Consider the following 16,755-nt stretch of genomic DNA (forward strand, 5'->3'; position numbering starts at 1 on the left):
CCGGGGATGAATCCAACAACGACAGACTGGCTCAAGGTCGAAAGCATCGAGCTTGAGGCGCAGGGCGTGGCGCACAACGCCGAGGGCAAGGTGGTCTTTATCGACGGCGCTCTGCCGGGCGAGATCGTCAAGGCGCAGATCGCGCGCCGCAAGAACAATTGGGAGCAGGGCCAGCTCACCGAGATCAAGAAGGAAAGCCCGCTGCGCGTGACGCCGGGCTGCCCCCACTTCGGTCTGCACGCCGGCGCCTGCGGCGGCTGCAAGATGCAGCATCTGCAGGCGGGCGCCCAGGTCGCCGTCAAGCAGCGCGTGGTGGAAGACCAGCTCTGGCATCTCGGCAAGGTCAAGCCCGAGGTGCTGCTGCGCCCCATCGAGGGGCCAACCTGGGGCTACCGCTACCGTGCGCGCTTCTCGGTGCGCTATGTGCAGAAGAAGGGCGTGGTGCTGATCGGCTTCCATGAGCGCAAGAGCCGCTACGTGGCCGACATGCAGGTCTGCAAGGTCGTGCCCAAAGTGGTCAGCGACCTGCTGATGCCGATGCGCGAGCTGATCTCCAGCATGGCCGAGCGCGACCGCCTGCCGCAGATCGAGCTGGCCATGGGCGACGAGGTCATCGCACTGGTGCTGCGCCACCTGAACCCGCTGCCGGATGGCGACATCGCGCTGCTGCGCGCGTTCGCGGCCCAGCATGGCGTGCAGTGGTGGCTTCAGCCCAAGGGGCCGGACACGGTCAAGCTGCTCGACGAAGGCGGGCCGGAGCTGGCCTATGCGCTGCCGGAGTTCGGCATCCGCATGCCCTTCAAGCCGACCGATTTCACCCAGGTCAATCCGCACATCAACGCGACCCTGGTCGGCCGGGCGTTGCGCCTGCTGGCGGTGCAGAAGGACGAGCGAGTCATCGACTGGTTCTGCGGCCTGGGCAACTTCACGCTGCCGCTGGCCACGCAGGCGCGCGAGGTGCTGGGCATCGAGGGCAGCGAGACCCTGGTGCAGCGCTCGCGTGAGAACGCTGCGGCCAACGGCCTGGCGCACAAGACGAGCTTCGTCGCGCGCAATCTGTTCGAGATGACGCCGGAACTGCTGGCCCTGGACGGCACGGCGGACCGCTGGCTCATCGACCCGCCGCGCGAGGGTGCTTTCGCATTGGCGAAGGCGGTGGCGGACATCGCCCAGGACCCGTCGCTGGCGCCGGGCTGGACGGCTCCGAAGCGCATCGTCTACGTGAGCTGCAACCCGGCGACGCTGGCGCGGGATGCGGGCCTGTTGGTCAATGTGGCGGGCTATCGCTGCACGGCGGCGAGTGCGGTGAACATGTTCCCGCACACGGCCCACGTCGAATCGATCGCCGTCTTCGAGCGCTAAGACTCGACCCACGTCCCACCGAATCCCGGCCTGCCCCTCGTGGCGGCCGGGATTTTTGCTTTCGGGCCTACGTGTTAGTCCGGAAGCGCTCTCCGGTTTTTAGTAGACAAAATAAATAAACAATGTTGTTTAGTTATTGTGCCGAGCCGCGGACCACCCGGCCGGATCCAGACTTCCACAGGAGACAAGTCGGCCATGCCCATCACCCATTCGCTGCCCCGCATCCTCGGCGCTGCCTGCCTGGCCTTGGGCCTCGCGTCGGCTGCGCTCGCACAAACCCCCGTGGCCCTGCCGCAGCTGGCCCTCAAGCGTGGCGTCAACGCGCTGGGCTACGACCCGCTGTGGAGCGATCCGTCCAAGGCGCGTTTCCAGCCGCGCCACATGCAGGCCATCCGCGACGGTGGCTTCGACCATGTGCGGTTGAACCTGCATGCCTTCGAGCACATGGACGCTCAAGGGCAGCTGTCGGCGGCCTGGTTGAAGACGCTAGACGAGATGACGGCTGCGGCGCTGAATGCGGGCCTGCAGGTCATCCTCGATCAGCACAACTTCAACGACTGCGCCAAGGAGATCGACGCCTGCCGCGTGCGGCTCAAGGCCTTCTGGCGCCAGATTGCGCCGCGCTACAAGGATGCGCCCGATGCGGTGCTGTTCGAGATCCTGAACGAGCCCAATGGCGCGGCGGACGCGATCTGGAACGACATGCTGGCCGAGAACCTGGCCATCATCCGCGAGAGCAACCCGAAGCGTCGCGTCGTCGTCGGGCCGAAGTTCTGGAACTCGCTGGACCAGCTCGACAGCCTCAAGCTGCCCGAGGGCGATCGCAACCTGGTCGTGACCTTCCACTACTACACACCCATGGAGTTCACCCACCAGGGCGCGTCCTGGACGCCGCAGTTCCAGAAGCTGTCGGGCGTGACCTGGGGCACGGCGCAGGAACTCGACAAGCTCAGGCAGGACTTCGATCGCGTCAAGGCCTGGAGCCAGCGCACCGGCCGGCCCATCCTGCTGGGTGAATTCGGCGCGCTGGAGACGGCGGGCATGGCCCAGCGCGTTGCCTGGACAGCGGCGGTCGGCCGCGCCGCCGAGGCCCGCGGTTTTAGCTGGAGCTACTGGCAGTTCGACTCGGACTTTGTCGCCTGGGACATGAAGGCCGATGGCTGGGTCAAGCCCATCCTGAATGCCCTGGTGCCGGTGCCCGGCGCTCCGGCCCCGGTGGCGCGCAGCAGCGACCCGGCGCTGGACCACCTCATCAACGCGGCCAAGGTGAGCGCCTGGTCGGTCTATGGCGAAGGCCAGTCCACGAGCCAGGTGCCCTGCGAAGCCTCGGGCAAGGCCTGCCTGCGCGTCGACCTGCAGGGCAAGCGCGCCAATCCCTGGGACAACGGCGTCATCGCGCCCATCACGGCCGACATCCGCAAGGGCGACAAGCTGCAGGTGCTGGTGTGGATGCGGCTGGACACCGATGACGCCAAGGCCAAGGTCAATGTGCCGGTCTCTCTGCAGCTGAATGCGGCGCCCTATACGGCCCTGCTGTCGGGCGCGGCGACGCTGACCAACAAGCTGGAGCCCGTGGTGTTGAACGGCACGGCGCAGGAGAACTATGCAGCCGGCACGGTGATGATGTCGGCCCATGTCGGGCAGGTGGGGCAGCCGATCTGGGTCAGCGCGCCCTTTGTGCTGCGCAACTACACGCCGGGCAAATAAAAAAAGCGGCCCGCGGGCCGCTTTTTCATTGTGGGCGCGTCAATCAGTCGCGCTCGCCGCCGAAGATGCCGAGCAGGCTCAGCAGGCTCTGGAAGATGTTGTACAGGTCCAGGTAGATGTGCAGCGTGGCGGAGATGTAGTTGGTCTCGCCGCCGTCGATGACGCGCTTGATGTCATACAGCAGGAAGGCCGAGAACACGCCCAGCATCAGCACCAGGATGGTCAGCATCAGGGCCGACGACTGCAGGAAGATGTTGGCGATGCAGGCCACGAACAGCACGATGGCGCCGACGAACAGGAACTTGCCCATGAAGGACAGGTCGCGCTTGATGACGGTGGACAGGCTGGCCATGGCGAAGAAGATGGCCGAGGTGCCGCCGAAAGCGGTCATGACCAGGCTCGCGCCGTTGCGGTAGCCCAGCACCTCGGCGATCAGGCGCGACAGCATCAGGCCCATGAAGAAGGTGAAGCCCAGCAGGGCCACGACACCGGCGCTGCTGTTCTTGGTCTTCTCGACGACGAACATCAGGCCGAAGGCGCCGATGAAGAAGACTGCGGTGCTGATGCCGAAGCCCAGCTTGGCCATGAAGCCGGTGGACACGCCGATCCAGGCGCCCAGCACGGTTGGCACCAAAGACAGCGCGAGCAGCCAGTAGGTGTTGCGCAGCACGCGCTGACGGTCGACGGCCAGGCCGCTGCCGGCGTAGCCATAAGAGTTTTGCAGACTGTCGTTCATGACGATGCTCCCGGTACGAAAAGAAACCGCGGGAATTCTAGGTGCCCGCAAGGCCGCTACATTGGGGGCTGACCCCAGGAAAATCAAGACCATGAAACAGCAAGCTCAACTCGAACTTTCAGACGTCAAGCGCATCGCCGCCGCCGCCGAGGCCCATGCCCTCAGCAAGGGCTGGGCAGTTTCCATCGCCATCGTCGACGCCGGCGGACATCTGCTGTGGCTGCAGCGCCTGGATGGCGCATCGCCCAGCTCCGCCCTGTTTGCCCCCGCCAAGGCCCACACCTCGGCCCTGGGCCGGCGCGAATCCAAGATCTACGAGGACATGATCAACGGCGGCCGCCAGTCCTTCCTCAGCGTGCCCGGGATGCACGGCCTGCTGGAAGGCGGCGTGCCCATCCTCGTCGAGGGCCAGTGCGTCGGTGCGGTGGGTGTCAGCGGCGTCAAGTCCAGCGAAGACGCAGAGATCGCCAAGGCCGGTATCGCCGCCCTCTGAGGCCGCCCCTGGAGGCGTCACGAAGCCGTCGCAAGGTGGTCACGAAGCCTCCGTACTTACCCCAGTCGGCTATACTCGATGGGTTTACCTGAACCCACCTGCTGCCCGGCGAAAACCTCTTCGGTTTCCTCAAGTTGATCCGCTCCCTTCGGGCGGGTTGATGCTGGGCACGCGCCCCACTTGCGGAGATCCTTGTGCTGACCGACCTGCTCCATCCCCCTCAAGCAATTCTGGCTCTGGCGGATGGGACGGTGTTCCGAGGCCAGTCCATCGGCGCCACGGGCCAGACGGTCGGCGAAGTGGTGTTCAACACCGCGCTGACGGGTTACCAGGAAATCCTCACCGACCCCAGCTACTGCAAGCAGATCGTCACGCTGACGTATCCGCACATCGGCAGCTACGGCATCAGCGAGGAAGACGTCGAGGCCTCCAAGGTCTTCGCCGCCGGCCTGGTCATCAAGGACCTGCCGATCCGCGCGTCCAACTTCCGCTCCGGCAAGACGCTGGACGCCTATCTGCGTGAGCAGGGCACGGTCGGCATCGCCGGTCTGGACACGCGCCGCCTGACCCGCGTGCTGCGCACCCAGGGCGCGCAGAACGGCTGCATCCTGGCCCTGGCGGCCGGCGAGGCGGTCACGCAAGCCCATATCGACACGGCGGTTGCCGCCGCCAAGGCCGCGCCGTCCATGGCCGGCCTGGACCTGGCCAAGGTCGTCAGCCGCACCGAGAGTGAAGTCTGGACCCAGACCGAATGGAAGCTGGACGGCGGCTATGGCAAGCAGACTTCGCCGAAGTTCCACGTGGTCGCCTATGACTTCGGCGTCAAGCTCAACATCCTGCGCATGCTGGCCGAGCGCGGCTGCAGGGTCACCGTCGTGCCCGCGCAGACGCCGGCCAGCGCCGTCTTCGACCTGGAGCCGGACGGCGTCTTCCTGTCCAACGGCCCCGGCGACCCGGAGCCCTGCGACTACGCCATCAAGGCCACGGCCCAGCTGATCGAGTCCGGCATCCCCGTCTTCGGCATCTGCCTGGGCCACCAGATCCTGGCCCTGGCCTCGGGCGCCAAGACCTTCAAGATGAAGTTCGGCCACCACGGCGCCAACCACCCGGTCAAGGACCTGGACAGTGGCCGCGTCGGCATCACCAGCCAGAACCACGGCTTCGCGGTCGACCCCGAGACGCTGCCGGCCAACCTGCGCGCCACCCACGTCAGCCTGTTCGACGGCACGCTGCAGGGCATCGCCCGCACCGACAAGCCGGCCTTCAGCTTCCAGGGCCACCCGGAAGCCAGCCCCGGTCCGCACGACATCGCCTATCTGTTCGACCGTTTCATTGGCTTGATGAACAAAGCCTGAGGAGCCTGCACATGTTCGGCATCACCGACCTCGGCACCTTCCTCGCGGCAGCGATCTTCATCATCCTGCTGCCCGGGCCCAATTCGCTCTATGTGCTGTCCGTCGCGGCCCAGCGCGGCGTGCGCACCGGCTACACGGCCGCCTGCGGCGTCTTCGTCGGCGACACGGTGCTGATGACGGCCGCGGCGGCCGGCGGCGCCTCGCTGCTGATGGCCAGCCCTCAGATCTTCTTCGTCGTGAAGATGGTCGGCGCGGTCTATCTAGGCTGGATCGGCATCCAGCTGCTGCGCGGTGCGATCAGCACCTGGCGTGGCGATGCCAGGTCGGCCGAAGCGCCGCGCGTCGTTGACGCCAGCCAGCCCTTCCGCAAGGCCCTGGTCGTCAGCCTGCTGAACCCCAAGGCCATCGCCTTCCTGCTGTCCTTCTTCATCCAGTTCGTCGACCCGGCCTATCCGACGCCGGCGCTGACCTTCCTGATCCTGGGTTCCATCATCCAGGTGCTCAGCTTTGTCTATCTCTCGACGCTGATCTTTGCCGGTGCCCGCCTCGCGGCGGCCTTCCGTGCACGCCGTCGTCTCTCTGGCGCCGCCAATGCCGGCGTCGGTGCACTTTTCGTCGGGTTCGGGGCCAAGCTCGCGACCGCCACACTCTAAGCAGACCGCCATGCCGAAACGTACAGACCTCAAGAGCATCCTCATCATCGGCGCCGGCCCGATCATCATCGGCCAGGCCTGCGAGTTCGACTACTCGGGCGCCCAGGCCTGCAAGGCGCTGCGCGAGGAGGGCTACAAGGTCATCCTGGTGAACAGCAACCCGGCGACCATCATGACGGACCCGGACACGGCCGATGTCACCTACATCGAGCCCATCACCTGGCAGGTGGTCGAGAAGATCATCGCCAAGGAGCGCCCCGACGCCGTGCTGCCCACCATGGGCGGCCAGACCGCGCTGAACTGCGCCCTGGACCTGCACAAGCACGGCGTGCTGGCCAAGTACAACGTCGAGATGATCGGCGCCAACGAGGTCGCCATCGAGAAGGCCGAGGACCGCCTGAAGTTCAAGGACGCGATGACCAAGATCGGCCTGGGCTCGGCCAAGTCGGGCATCGCGCACACGCTGGAAGAGGCCTGGGCGGTGCAGAAGCGCATCCAGGCCGACCTCGGCGCAAATGGTGAACATTCGGGCTTCCCCATGGTCATCCGCCCCAGCTTCACGCTGGGCGGCACGGGTGGCGGCATCGCCTACAACCCGGAAGAGTTCGAGACCATCTGCAAGCGCGGCCTGGACCTCTCGCCCACCAACGAACTCCTCATCGAAGAGAGCCTGATCGGCTGGAAGGAATACGAGATGGAGGTCGTCCGCGACAAGGCGGACAACTGCATCATCGTCTGCTCCATCGAAAACCTGGACCCGATGGGCATCCACACCGGTGACTCCATCACCGTGGCGCCCAGCCAGACGCTGTCCGACAAGGAATACCAGCTGCTGCGCAATGCCTCGCTGGCCGTGCTGCGCGAGATTGGCGTGGACACCGGTGGCTCCAACGTGCAGTTCTCCATCAACCCGAAGGACGGCCGCATGGTCGTCATCGAGATGAACCCGCGCGTGTCGCGCTCCTCGGCGCTGGCCTCCAAGGCGACGGGCTTCCCCATCGCCAAGATCGCCGCCAAGCTGGCCGTCGGCTACACGCTGGACGAGCTGAAGAACGACATCACCGGCGGCATCACGCCGGCGTCGTTCGAGCCCAGCATCGACTACGTCGTCACCAAGATCCCGCGCTTTGCCTTCGAGAAGTTCCCGATGGCCGACTCGCGCCTGACGACGCAGATGAAGTCCGTCGGCGAGGTGATGGCCATGGGCCGCACCTTCCAGGAGTCCTTCCAGAAGGCCCTGCGCGGCCTGGAGACCGGTATCGACGGCCTGACCGAGCGCAGCAACGACCGCGAGGAGATCGTGCAGGAGATCGGCGAGGCCGGCCCCGAGCGCATCCTCTTCCTGGCCGACGCCTTCCGCATCGGCATGACGCTGGACGAGATCTACGAAGAGACCGCGGTGGACCCGTGGTTCCTGGCCCAGATCGAGCAGCTGGTGCAGATCGAAGGCGCGCTGAAGGGCCGCACGATTGAATCGATCACCGAGGCCGAGCTGCGCCTGCTCAAGACCAAGGGCTTCTCGGACAAGCGCCTGGCCAAGCTGCTGGGCACCCACCAGCATGCCGTGCGCGAACGCCGCCATGCGCTGAACGTGCGCCCGGTCTACAAGCGCGTGGACACCTGCGCCGCCGAGTTCTCGACGCAGACGGCCTATATGTACTCGACCTATGAAGGCGAGGGCGCCGAGTGCGAGGCCGCACCGACGGACAAGAAGAAGATCATGGTGCTGGGCGGTGGCCCGAACCGCATCGGCCAGGGCATCGAGTTCGACTATTGCTGCGTGCACGCGGCCCTCGCCATGCGCGAGGACGGCTACGAGACGCTGATGGTCAACTGCAACCCGGAGACCGTCTCCACCGACTACGACACGTCCGATCGCCTCTACTTCGAGCCCGTCACGCTGGAAGACGTGCTGGAGATCGTCGACAAGGAAAAGCCGGCCGGCGTCATCGTGCAGTATGGCGGCCAGACGCCGCTGAAGCTGGCCCTGGACCTGGAGCGCGCCGGCGTGCCCATCATCGGCACCACGCCCGACAGCATCGACATCGCCGAGGACCGCGAGCGCTTCCAGAAGCTGCTGCATGAACTCGGCCTGAAGCAGCCGCCCAACCGCACGGCGCGCACCGAAGAGCAGGCTGTCACGTTGGCCAACGAGATCGGCTATCCGCTGGTCGTGCGCCCCAGCTATGTGCTGGGCGGCCGCGCTATGGAGATCGTGCACGGCGACAAGGACCTGGAGCGCTATATGCGCGAAGCGGTGCGCGTCAGCGAGAAGTCGCCAGTGCTGCTGGACCACTTCCTGCAGGACGCCGTCGAGGTCGACGTGGACTGCATCTCCGACGGCGTCGACACCATGATCGGCGGCATCATGGAGCACATCGAGGCGGCCGGCATCCACTCCGGCGACTCGGCCTGCTCGCTGCCGCCGTACACGCTGGCGGCCGACGTGCAGGATGAGCTGCGCCGCCAGACCGCGGCCATGGCCAAGGCGCTGAAGGTTGTCGGCCTGATGAATGTGCAGTTCGCCATCCAGGGCGACGTGGCCAAGGGCCTGGAACACTGCACGATCTATGTGCTGGAAGTGAACCCGCGCGCCTCGCGCACGGTGCCCTATGTCTCCAAGGCCACGGGCCAGCAGCTCGCCAAGATCGCGGCGCGCTGCATGGCGGGCCAGAAGCTGCAGGACCAGCGCGACCGCAAGGGCCGCGTGCCGGCCGAGGTCGTGCCGCCTTACTTCAGCGTCAAGGAAGCGGTCTTCCCCTTCAACAAGTTCCCGGGCGTGGACCCCATCCTCAGCCCCGAGATGCGTTCGACCGGTGAAGTGATGGGAGCAGCCCGGACATTTGGCGAGGCCATGCTGAAGAGCCAGATCGGTGCGGGTTCGCGCCTGCCGCGTCAAGGCAACGTCTTGATCACCGTGAAGAACAACGACAAGGCCCGCGCCATCGCCATCGCCAAGGACCTGCACGAACTGGGCTTCGGTCTCGTCGCGACCAAGGGCACGGCCGCCGCCATCATCGAGGCCGGCGTGCCGTGCAAGCTGATCAACAAGATCAAGGACGGCCGTCCGCACATCGTCGATGCGCTCAAGGGCGGTGACATCCAGCTCGTCTTCACGACGGTCGACGAAACCCGCACGGCCATCGCCGACAGCCGCTACATCCGCCAGGCCGCACTGGCCAATCGTGTGACCTATTACACGACCATGGCCGGCTGCGAAGCCGCGGTCGAAGGCATGAAACACCGCGATGGCCTGACCGTGCAATCCCTGCAGGAACTGCACGCCGAGCTGGCTTAAACTTCAGCCCTATCGATTCCGCCGCAGCAGCCCGCACGGGCCGCAGCGGCGGAACTCTTTTTGCCATCGAGTTTTGACATGACGACCATTCCCCTGACCAAGCGCGGCGCCGAGGCGCTGAAGGCCGAGCTGCACCGCCTCAAGACCGTCGAGCGTCATGCCGTCGTCCAGGCGATTGCCGAGGCGCGCGCCCAGGGTGACCTGAGCGAAAACGCCGAGTACGACGCGGCCAAGGACAAGCAGGGCTTCATCGAAGGCCGCATCCTCGAGATCGAAGGCAAGTTGGCCGCGGCTCAGATCATCGACCCGTCGTCGCTGGACGCCGGCGGCCGCGTGGTCTTCGGTGCCACCGTGGACCTGGAAGACGAGGACAGCGGCAATGCCGTGACCTACCAGATCACCGGCGACGACGAGGCCGACATCAAGCTGGGTCGCATCTCGGTGGGTTCGCCCATCGCCCGCGCCCTGATCGGCAAGGAAGCCGGCGACGTGGCCGAAGTGCAGGCCCCCGGTGGCGTACGCCGCTACGAAATCATCGAAGTCCGTTACGAGTGATGTTCGCCAGGCTCCAAGCCCTGCTGGCCGCCCTCTGGGGCGGCTTTTTGCTGTGTATCGCCTTCGTCGCGACGCCCACGGCCTTCGCGGTGCTCGAGCGCGCCCAGGCCGGTGCCTTCGTCGCGCGCGTGTTCGCCATCGAGGCTCAGGTCAGCCTGGCACTTGGTTTGGTGCTGCTGATGATCGAGCGCCGCATCACGCGTGATGCGGTGGAGGCGGGCGGCGCGAGCAGCCAGTTCTCGGCCAAGCTGCTGCTGCCGGTCGTGGCGCTGTTCTGCACCATCGCCGGCTACTACGGCCTGCAGCCGATGATGGCCGACGCAAAAGCAGGCCATGGCGTCGCGTCATTCGCGGCGCTGCATGGCATGTCGTTGGCGTTTTTTGGCGTCAAAGGCCTGGCCGTCTTGGCCCTGGCCTGGATCAGTCAGCAGCGGTCTTCTTGACGCTGGTCATCTTGCTGCGCTTCTTGATGCGCTTGATCTCGCCGCCCTGGGTCACGCGCTCGTTGCCCATGACCTTGACCTTGTTGATCTGAGGGCGACCGTTGCCGCTCTTGGAGAACTTGACGATCTTGACGACACGCGGACCCGGCATGGCGTTTTCGCGCTCTGCCTTGGGTTTCTCGGGGATGGGGCGCCACAGCACCAGCAGCTTGCCGATGTGCTGGATGGGCGCGGCGTTCAGTTCGTCGCAAAGTTGCACGAACATGGCCTCGCGCGCCTCGCGATCGTCGCCCTGAACCCGCACCTTGATCAGGCCATGGGCATTCAGCGCGGCGTCGGTTTCCTTGACGACGGCGGGCGTCAGGCCCTCGCCGCCGACCATCACGACCGGGTCGAGATGGTGGGCATCGGCGCGCTTTTCCCGGCGCTGGGTGGGAGTCAGGTTGATTTGAGGCATCCCCGTATTATCCCGTAGGCATGAAAACTCAAACCAAAAGCAAGAAGCTCAACAAGGCGTGGTTGAACAACCACGTCTCGGATCCCTATGTTCAGCAGGCTCAGAAGGACGGTTACCGCTCCCGCGCCGCCTACAAACTCAAGGAAATCGACGAAGAGCTGAAGCTGATCCGACCGGGCCAGGTCGTCGTCGACCTGGGCGCCACGCCCGGCGCCTGGAGCCAGTACCTGCGCCGCAGGTTCGCGCCCACGGAGGCGGGGCGGGGCGGAGCGGCGGTAGGCCAACTCAACGGCACCATCATCGCGCTGGACCTGCTGGAGTTCGAGCCCATCGAGGGCGTGCAGTTCATCCAGGGTGATTTCCAGGAAGACGCCGTGCTGGCGCAGCTGGAGGAGGCCCTGGCCGGCAAGCCCGTGGATGTCGTCGTGTCGGACATGGCGCCCAATCTGTCGGGTATTGCTTCGACCGACGCCGCACGCATATCCAACCTGATCGAATTGGCCGTCGATTTCTCGGATAAACACCTCAAACCCGATGGGGCGCTGGTGGCCAAGGTCTTCCATGGCAGTGGTTACAACGAGCTCGTGGACCTGTTCAAGGCGCATTTCAAGGTCTTCAAGGTCGTCAAGCCCAAGGCCTCCCGCATCCGCTCCTCCGAGACATTCTTGGTGGGCATGGGGCTGAAAAACCGCTGATTACAGGGCTGGCCCCCTTGCCGGCCCTAAAATCGCCCCCACTGTCCTGAAACCCGCGCTGGGCCATCAGGGCCAAGGAGTCGCAGTGAACAATCAATGGTTTTCGAAGTTCGCCGTCTGGATCGTGATCGCCCTCGTGCTGTTCACGGTCGTCAAGCAGTTCGGCGGCACCACGGCACCCGGTAAGCAAGTCACTTATTCCGAGTTCCTGGATCTGGTCCAGGCACACCGGATCAAGTCCGTCATCCTGCCCGATGGGTTCGCGGGAGACGTGATCGCCGAAGACACCGAGGGCAACAAGCTCCGCACGCTGGCCACCGCCAAGGATCAGGGCCTCGTTGGTGACCTGATCAGGAATGGCGTCAAGTTCGACGTCAAGCCGCGTGAAGAGCAGAGCTTCCTGGTCAGCATGCTGATCAACTGGACGCCCATGCTGCTGCTGATCGGCGTCTGGGTCTACTTCATGCGCCAGATGCAGGGGGGTGGCAAGGGCGGGGCGTTCAGCTTCGGCAAGTCCAAGGCCCGCATGCTGGACGAGGCCAACAACTCCATCACCTTCGCTGACGTCGCCGGTTGCGACGAGGCCAAGGAAGAGGTGAAGGAGCTGGTCGACTTTCTGAAGGACCCGCAGAAATTCCAGAAGCTCGGCGGCCGCATCCCGCGCGGCGTGCTGATGGTCGGCCCTCCGGGTACCGGCAAGACGCTGCTGGCCAAGTCCATCGCCGGTGAAGCCAAGGTGCCCTTCTTCACGATCTCGGGTTCCGACTTCGTCGAGATGTTCGTCGGCGTCGGCGCGGCTCGCGTGCGCGACATGTTCGAGCAGGCCAAGAAGAGCGCACCCTGCATCATCTTCATCGACGAAATCGACGCTGTCGGCCGCCATCGCGGCGCGGGCCTCGGCGGCGGCAACGACGAGCGCGAGCAGACCCTGAACCAGATGCTGGTTGAGATGGACGGCTTCGAGACCAACCTCGGCGTCATCGTCATCGCGGCCACCAACCGTCCCGACATCCTGGACCCGGCCCTGCTGCGTCCTGGCCGTTTCGACCGCCAGGTCTATGTGACGCTGCCGGACATCCGCGGCCGTGAGCAGATCCTGAACGTGCACATGCGCAAGGTGCCCATTGGCCAGGACGTCAACGCGTCCATCCTGGCCCGCGGTACGCCCGGCATGAGCGGTGCCGACCTGGCCAACCTCGTCAACGAGGCTGCCCTGTTCGCCGCCCGCCGCAATGGCCGGCTGGTGGAAATGATCGACTTCGAGCGCGCCAAGGACAAGCTCTACATGGGCCCCGAGCGCAAGAGCATGGTCATGACCGAGGACGAGAAGCGCGCCACGGCGTATCACGAGTCCGGCCACGCCGTCGTCGCCGAGTTGCTGCCCGGCACCGACCCGGTCCACAAGGTCACCATCATGCCGCGCGGCCGTGCCCTGGGCGTAACCTGGCAGTTGCCCGAGCGCGACCAGCACAGCCTGTACTTCAAGCAGATGCTCAACAGCATCAGCATCATGTTCGGTGGCCGCATTGCCGAGGACCTGTTCGTCCACGACATCTCCACCGGCGCGTCCAACGACTACGAGCGTGCCACCCGCATGGCCCGCGACATGGTCACGCGCTATGGCATGAGCGAGGCCCTGGGCCCCATGGTCTATGCCGAGAACGAAGGCGAAGTCTTCCTCGGCCGCAGCATGACCAAGACGGCCAATATCAGCGAGAGCACGCAACAGAAGGTCGACAGCGAGATCCGCCGCATCCTCGACCAGCAGTACGCCGTCGCGCAGAAGATCCTTGAAGACCACAAGGACAAGGTCGAGGTGATGACCGATGCGCTGATGAAGTGGGAAACCATCGACCGCGACCAGATTCTGGACATCATGGCCGGCCGTCCGCCGCGTGAGCCGGGTGGCGGCACGCCGGTGGCCCCCAGCGGTCCGAGCGGCGGTACGCCGCCCGTCAGCACCGACGGCGCTCCGGCCGCGGCCTGATCCGAAAACCCGTGACGGGCCCGGCTTCCACCGGGCCCGTTTTCATTCCGAGCTATTTTTCATGCACTGGCAGACCCGGCGTTTTCGCATCGACCTGAGCCGCCCACGCGTGATGGGCATCGTCAACGTGACGCCGGATTCCTTCTCGGATGGCGGCAGCCATGACGACAGCCGTGCGGCGATTGCGCACTGCGAGCGGCTGGTGGCCGAAGGGGCCGACATGCTGGACATCGGCGGTGAGTCCACCCGTCCCGGGGCGCCGCGTGTCGATGTCGACAGCGAATGGGCGCGCATCGACAAGGTGCTGGTCGCGGCTGTCACGATGGGTGTGCCCGTCTCGGTCGACACGTACAAGCCCGAGGTCATGCGGCGAGCGCTGGAGGCGGGGGCAGACGTCATCAACGACGTGCAGGCCCTGCAGATGCCGGGTGCGCTTGCAGCGGTGGCGGGCAGCGGTGCCGGTGTGTGCCTGATGCATATGCGCGGCGAGCCGGCTTCGATGATGGATCTGGCCGTCTATGGCGACGTGGTGGCCGAGGTGGCGGCCTTCCTGGCGCAGCGCGCCCAGGCGGCGCGGGACTCGGGCATTCCGGCGGACTGCATCGCCCTCGACCCTGGCTACGGCTTTGCCAAGAAGGGGGAACACAACCTGGGCTTGCTGGCGGGACAGCGACATTTGGCGCAACTGGGCTACCCGCTGCTTGTCGGCTGGTCGCGCAAGCGCACCCTGGGCGACATCACCGGTCGGCCGGTGGATCAGCGCCTGCCGGCCAGCCTGGCGGCAGCCCTGAAGGCCGTCAGCCTTGGTGCGAATCTGCTGCGTGTGCACGATGTCGCCGCCACGGTGGACGCGCTCAAGGTCTGGGCCGCGGTCGATGCGGCGACAATCCCGGCCACTGAATAAAAGGAAGAGCTCGATGGGCCGCAAGTATTTTGGAACCGACGGCATTCGAGGCACGGTGGGCCAGGATCCGATCACGCCGGACTTCATGCTGCGCCTGGGCCATGCCGTGGGCCGCGTGCTGCGCAAGGCCAACAAGCGCCCCACGGTGCTGATCGGCAAGGACACCCGCATCTCGGGCTACATGCTCGAGTCCTCGCTGGAAGCGGGCTTTGCGTCGGCCGGTGTCAATGTGCTGCTGACCGGCCCGCTGCCGACGCCGGGCGTTGCCTACCTGACCCGCGCGCTGCGCCTGGACCTGGGCGTGGTCATCAGCGCCTCGCACAACCCCTTCCAGGACAACGGCATCAAGTTCTTCTCCGCCAAGGGCGAGAAGCTGCCCGACGCCTGGGAAATGGACGTCGAGTCCGCGCTGGAAGAAGCCCCGCAATGGGTGGATTCGGCCAGCCTCGGCCGCGCCAAGCGCCTGGAAGACGCCCGCGGCCGCTACATCGAGTTCTGCAAGAACAGCTTCGGCTCCGACCTGACGCTGAAGGGCCTGAAGATCGTCGTCGACGCAGCCCACGGTGCGGCCTATCACGTCGCGCCCGACGTGTTCCACGAGCTCGGCGCCGAGGTCATCTCGATCGGCTGCAAGCCTGACGGCTTCAACATCAATTCCGGCTTCGGCGCGACGGCGCCTGGCGCTCTCGTGGAGGCCGTCAAGGCCCATGGTGCCGACTACGGCGTGGCTCTGGACGGTGACGCCGACCGCCTGCAGCTGGTGGACGCCAATGGCCGCCTGTACAACGGCGACGAGCTGCTCTATGTGATGGTGGCCGACCGGCTGTCGCAGGGCCTGCGCGTGCCCGGTGCGGTGGGTACGCTGATGACGAATATGGCGGTCGAGCTGGCCCTGCGCGCGCGCGATGTCGAGTTCGTGCGCGCCAAGGTCGGCGACCGCTATGTGCTGGAAGAGCTGGCCGCCCGCGGCTGGCAGCTCGGCGGTGAAGGCTCGGGCCATCTGCTGGCCCTGGACAAGCACACCACGGGTGACGGCATCGTCAGCGCGCTGCTGGTGCTGCAGGCCGTCTGCCGCAGCGGCCGCAGCCTGGCGGATCAGTTGCAGGGCGTGGAGCTGTTTCCGCAGACGCTGATCAATGTGCGCCTGCAGCCCGGCCAGGACTGGAAGCGCAACACGCGCCTGGCGGAAGAGCAGACAGCAGTGATCGCCGAGCTGGGCGACCGCGGCCGGGTGTTGATCCGTCCGTCGGGCACTGAACCGCTGGTGCGGGTGATGGTCGAGGCCTCGGATGCCACCCTGGCGCAGCGCTGCGCCCAGCGCTTGGCGGACACGCTGACTGCCTGATCCGTCGATGCCACGCAAAAAGGCCGCCCTCGGGCGGCCTTTTTCTTTGGCGGAGCGCTGCTTACTTCTTCGGCGGCATCAGCACACGGTCGACGACGTGGGCCACGCCGTTGGTGGCGACGATGTCGGCCTGCTGCACGACGGCGTCGTCCACGGTGACGAAGCTGCCGGCCTTGGCCAGGACCACCGTGGCGCCTTGGTGGGTCTTGGCGGCGCCCGGCTTCACGTCGGCGGCGGCAACGCGGCCGTCGATGACGTGATAGCCGAGCACGGCCTTGAGCTGGGCCGGGTCGGCGGCCAGGGCTTCCAGGGTCTTGGCCGGCACGGCCTTGAAGGCGTCGTCGCTGGGCGCGAATACCGTCAGCGGGCCTGCGGCGCGCAGTTCATCGACCAGGCCGGCCTGGGCCACCAGGCGGTTGAAGGTGCTGAGCTGCGGGTCGCGGGCCAGCGTGTCGGCCAGAGGCGCGGGGGCGGGCGTGGTGGCGCAGGCGGACAGCAGCGCGGCGGCGGCCAGTGCGATCAGGGACGTGCGGCGGATCATGAGGGGGCTCCGGTTGAGGTCTGAAAACGACTGGCCGGCACTCTAGAACTGCAATATGACACTCCGGTGAACCGAAAATGACACTGTCACAAAGCGGCTCGAATGGCTTCCCAGCAGGCGGCTGACGCGCTCCAATGTCCGCATCGATGACGCGACGGTCACTGAACCGTCACATTCCATCCCTAGGATGCCGTTCATCGTCAAAACCGCGCTGCGGAAGGTGT

At 65.9% G+C, this 16,755-nt stretch carries 15 protein-coding genes; 12 read left to right on the forward strand and 3 right to left on the reverse strand.

The genetic code is table 11. The annotated features are described in order from the left end of the window. Window positions 1-6 precede the first annotated feature (6 nt). Window positions 7-1,362 (forward strand): 23S rRNA (uracil(1939)-C(5))-methyltransferase RlmD, encoded by a 1,356-nt coding sequence (rlmD, locus tag ACS5PN_RS00345; RefSeq protein WP_439461957.1) that lies wholly within the window; start codon window positions 7-9, stop codon window positions 1,360-1,362. 195 nt (window positions 1,363-1,557) lie between these two features. After that, on the forward strand, window positions 1,558-3,069 hold the full coding sequence (locus ACS5PN_RS00350) for a glycoside hydrolase family 5 protein (RefSeq protein WP_439461958.1): 1,512 nt from the start codon (window positions 1,558-1,560) through the stop codon (window positions 3,067-3,069). A gap of 43 nt (window positions 3,070-3,112) precedes the next feature. On the opposite strand, the gene ACS5PN_RS00355 is transcribed toward ACS5PN_RS00350, so the two are convergent. Continuing rightward, a complete protein-coding gene (locus ACS5PN_RS00355; RefSeq protein ID WP_439461959.1) occupies window positions 3,113-3,805 on the reverse strand; it encodes a Bax inhibitor-1/YccA family protein in 693 nt (230 codons plus the stop codon). A 91-nt stretch (window positions 3,806-3,896) separates the two neighbouring features. On the opposite strand from ACS5PN_RS00355, the gene ACS5PN_RS00360 reads away from it, so the two are divergent. The 6 genes from ACS5PN_RS00360 (at window position 3,897) to ACS5PN_RS00385 (ending at window position 10,602) form a co-directional block, all read left to right on the forward strand. Beyond that, window positions 3,897-4,298, forward strand: a complete 402-nt coding sequence (locus ACS5PN_RS00360; protein ID WP_439461960.1) for a GlcG/HbpS family heme-binding protein — start codon at window positions 3,897-3,899, stop codon at window positions 4,296-4,298. A gap of 194 nt (window positions 4,299-4,492) precedes the next feature. After that, window positions 4,493-5,653 (forward strand): glutamine-hydrolyzing carbamoyl-phosphate synthase small subunit, encoded by a 1,161-nt coding sequence (carA, locus tag ACS5PN_RS00365; protein ID WP_439461961.1) that lies wholly within the window; start codon window positions 4,493-4,495, stop codon window positions 5,651-5,653. An 11-nt stretch (window positions 5,654-5,664) separates the two neighbouring features. Next, window positions 5,665-6,306 (forward strand): leucine efflux protein LeuE, encoded by a 642-nt coding sequence (leuE, locus tag ACS5PN_RS00370; protein ID WP_439461962.1) that lies wholly within the window; start codon window positions 5,665-5,667, stop codon window positions 6,304-6,306. Window positions 6,307-6,316: 10 nt separating this feature from the next. After that, complete coding sequence (carB, locus tag ACS5PN_RS00375; protein WP_439461963.1) at window positions 6,317-9,604, forward strand: carbamoyl-phosphate synthase large subunit; 3,288 nt, start codon at window positions 6,317-6,319, stop codon at window positions 9,602-9,604. Window positions 9,605-9,682: 78 nt separating this feature from the next. Continuing rightward, entirely contained in the window at window positions 9,683-10,159 is a 477-nt protein-coding gene (gene greA / locus ACS5PN_RS00380; protein ID WP_439461964.1) for a transcription elongation factor GreA, read from the forward strand. Continuing rightward, entirely contained in the window at window positions 10,159-10,602 is a 444-nt protein-coding gene (locus ACS5PN_RS00385) for a DUF4149 domain-containing protein (protein ID WP_439461965.1), read from the forward strand. The genes greA and ACS5PN_RS00385 overlap by 1 nt, the downstream gene beginning before the upstream one ends. Here ACS5PN_RS00385 and ACS5PN_RS00390 read toward each other — a convergent pair. Next, window positions 10,580-11,059 (reverse strand): YhbY family RNA-binding protein, encoded by a 480-nt coding sequence (locus ACS5PN_RS00390; protein ID WP_439461966.1) that lies wholly within the window; start codon window positions 11,057-11,059, stop codon window positions 10,580-10,582. The two genes, ACS5PN_RS00385 and ACS5PN_RS00390, sit on opposite strands and share 23 nt — an antisense overlap. A 20-nt stretch (window positions 11,060-11,079) precedes the next feature. Here ACS5PN_RS00390 and ACS5PN_RS00395 point away from each other — a divergent pair, with 20 nt between their 5' ends. The 4 genes from ACS5PN_RS00395 to glmM all read left to right on the forward strand — a co-directional run bounded on the left by ACS5PN_RS00395 (window position 11,080) and on the right by glmM (window position 15,990). After that, on the forward strand, window positions 11,080-11,754 hold the full coding sequence (locus ACS5PN_RS00395; RefSeq protein ID WP_439461967.1) for an RlmE family RNA methyltransferase: 675 nt from the start codon (window positions 11,080-11,082) through the stop codon (window positions 11,752-11,754). An 85-nt stretch (window positions 11,755-11,839) separates the two neighbouring features. After that, window positions 11,840-13,741 carry an ATP-dependent zinc metalloprotease FtsH gene (gene ftsH, locus ACS5PN_RS00400; protein WP_439461968.1) on the forward strand — a complete coding sequence of 634 codons (1,902 nt, stop codon included), beginning with the start codon at window positions 11,840-11,842 and terminating at the stop codon, window positions 13,739-13,741. Between the two features lie 61 nt (window positions 13,742-13,802). Beyond that, a complete protein-coding gene (folP, locus tag ACS5PN_RS00405) occupies window positions 13,803-14,645 on the forward strand; it encodes a dihydropteroate synthase (RefSeq protein ID WP_439461969.1) in 843 nt (280 codons plus the stop codon). A 13-nt stretch (window positions 14,646-14,658) separates the two neighbouring features. Beyond that, window positions 14,659-15,990: a phosphoglucosamine mutase gene (gene glmM, locus ACS5PN_RS00410; RefSeq protein WP_439461970.1), complete on the forward strand. Its 1,332-nt coding sequence runs from the start codon at window positions 14,659-14,661 to the stop codon at window positions 15,988-15,990. A 61-nt stretch (window positions 15,991-16,051) separates the two neighbouring features. Here the strand turns inward: glmM and ACS5PN_RS00415 are convergent, their stop codons facing one another. Further along, window positions 16,052-16,531 (reverse strand): fasciclin domain-containing protein, encoded by a 480-nt coding sequence (locus ACS5PN_RS00415; protein ID WP_439461971.1) that lies wholly within the window; start codon window positions 16,529-16,531, stop codon window positions 16,052-16,054. Between the last annotated feature and the right edge of the window lie 224 nt (window positions 16,532-16,755).

Origin of the sequence: Roseateles sp. NT4, assembly GCF_051857475.1 — a bacterium.
Taxonomy (GTDB): domain Bacteria; phylum Pseudomonadota; class Gammaproteobacteria; order Burkholderiales; family Burkholderiaceae_C; genus Pelomonas.

Coding starts and splice junctions, on each gene's coding strand:
- rlmD (WP_439461957.1), top strand. CDS start 7: ATGAATCCAACAACGACAGACTGGCTCAAGGTCGAAAGCATCGAGCTT.
- ACS5PN_RS00350 (WP_439461958.1), top strand. CDS start 1,558: ATGCCCATCACCCATTCGCTGCCCCGCATCCTCGGCGCTGCCTGCCTG.
- ACS5PN_RS00355 (WP_439461959.1), bottom strand. CDS start 3,805: ATGAACGACAGTCTGCAAAACTCTTATGGCTACGCCGGCAGCGGCCTG.
- ACS5PN_RS00360 (WP_439461960.1), top strand. CDS start 3,897: ATGAAACAGCAAGCTCAACTCGAACTTTCAGACGTCAAGCGCATCGCC.
- leuE (WP_439461962.1), top strand. CDS start 5,665: ATGTTCGGCATCACCGACCTCGGCACCTTCCTCGCGGCAGCGATCTTC.
- carB (WP_439461963.1), top strand. CDS start 6,317: ATGCCGAAACGTACAGACCTCAAGAGCATCCTCATCATCGGCGCCGGC.
- greA (WP_439461964.1), top strand. CDS start 9,683: ATGACGACCATTCCCCTGACCAAGCGCGGCGCCGAGGCGCTGAAGGCC.
- ACS5PN_RS00385 (WP_439461965.1), top strand. CDS start 10,159: ATGTTCGCCAGGCTCCAAGCCCTGCTGGCCGCCCTCTGGGGCGGCTTT.
- ACS5PN_RS00390 (WP_439461966.1), bottom strand. CDS start 11,059: ATGCCTCAAATCAACCTGACTCCCACCCAGCGCCGGGAAAAGCGCGCC.
- ACS5PN_RS00395 (WP_439461967.1), top strand. CDS start 11,080: ATGAAAACTCAAACCAAAAGCAAGAAGCTCAACAAGGCGTGGTTGAAC.
- folP (WP_439461969.1), top strand. CDS start 13,803: ATGCACTGGCAGACCCGGCGTTTTCGCATCGACCTGAGCCGCCCACGC.
- glmM (WP_439461970.1), top strand. CDS start 14,659: ATGGGCCGCAAGTATTTTGGAACCGACGGCATTCGAGGCACGGTGGGC.
- ACS5PN_RS00415 (WP_439461971.1), bottom strand. CDS start 16,531: ATGATCCGCCGCACGTCCCTGATCGCACTGGCCGCCGCCGCGCTGCTG.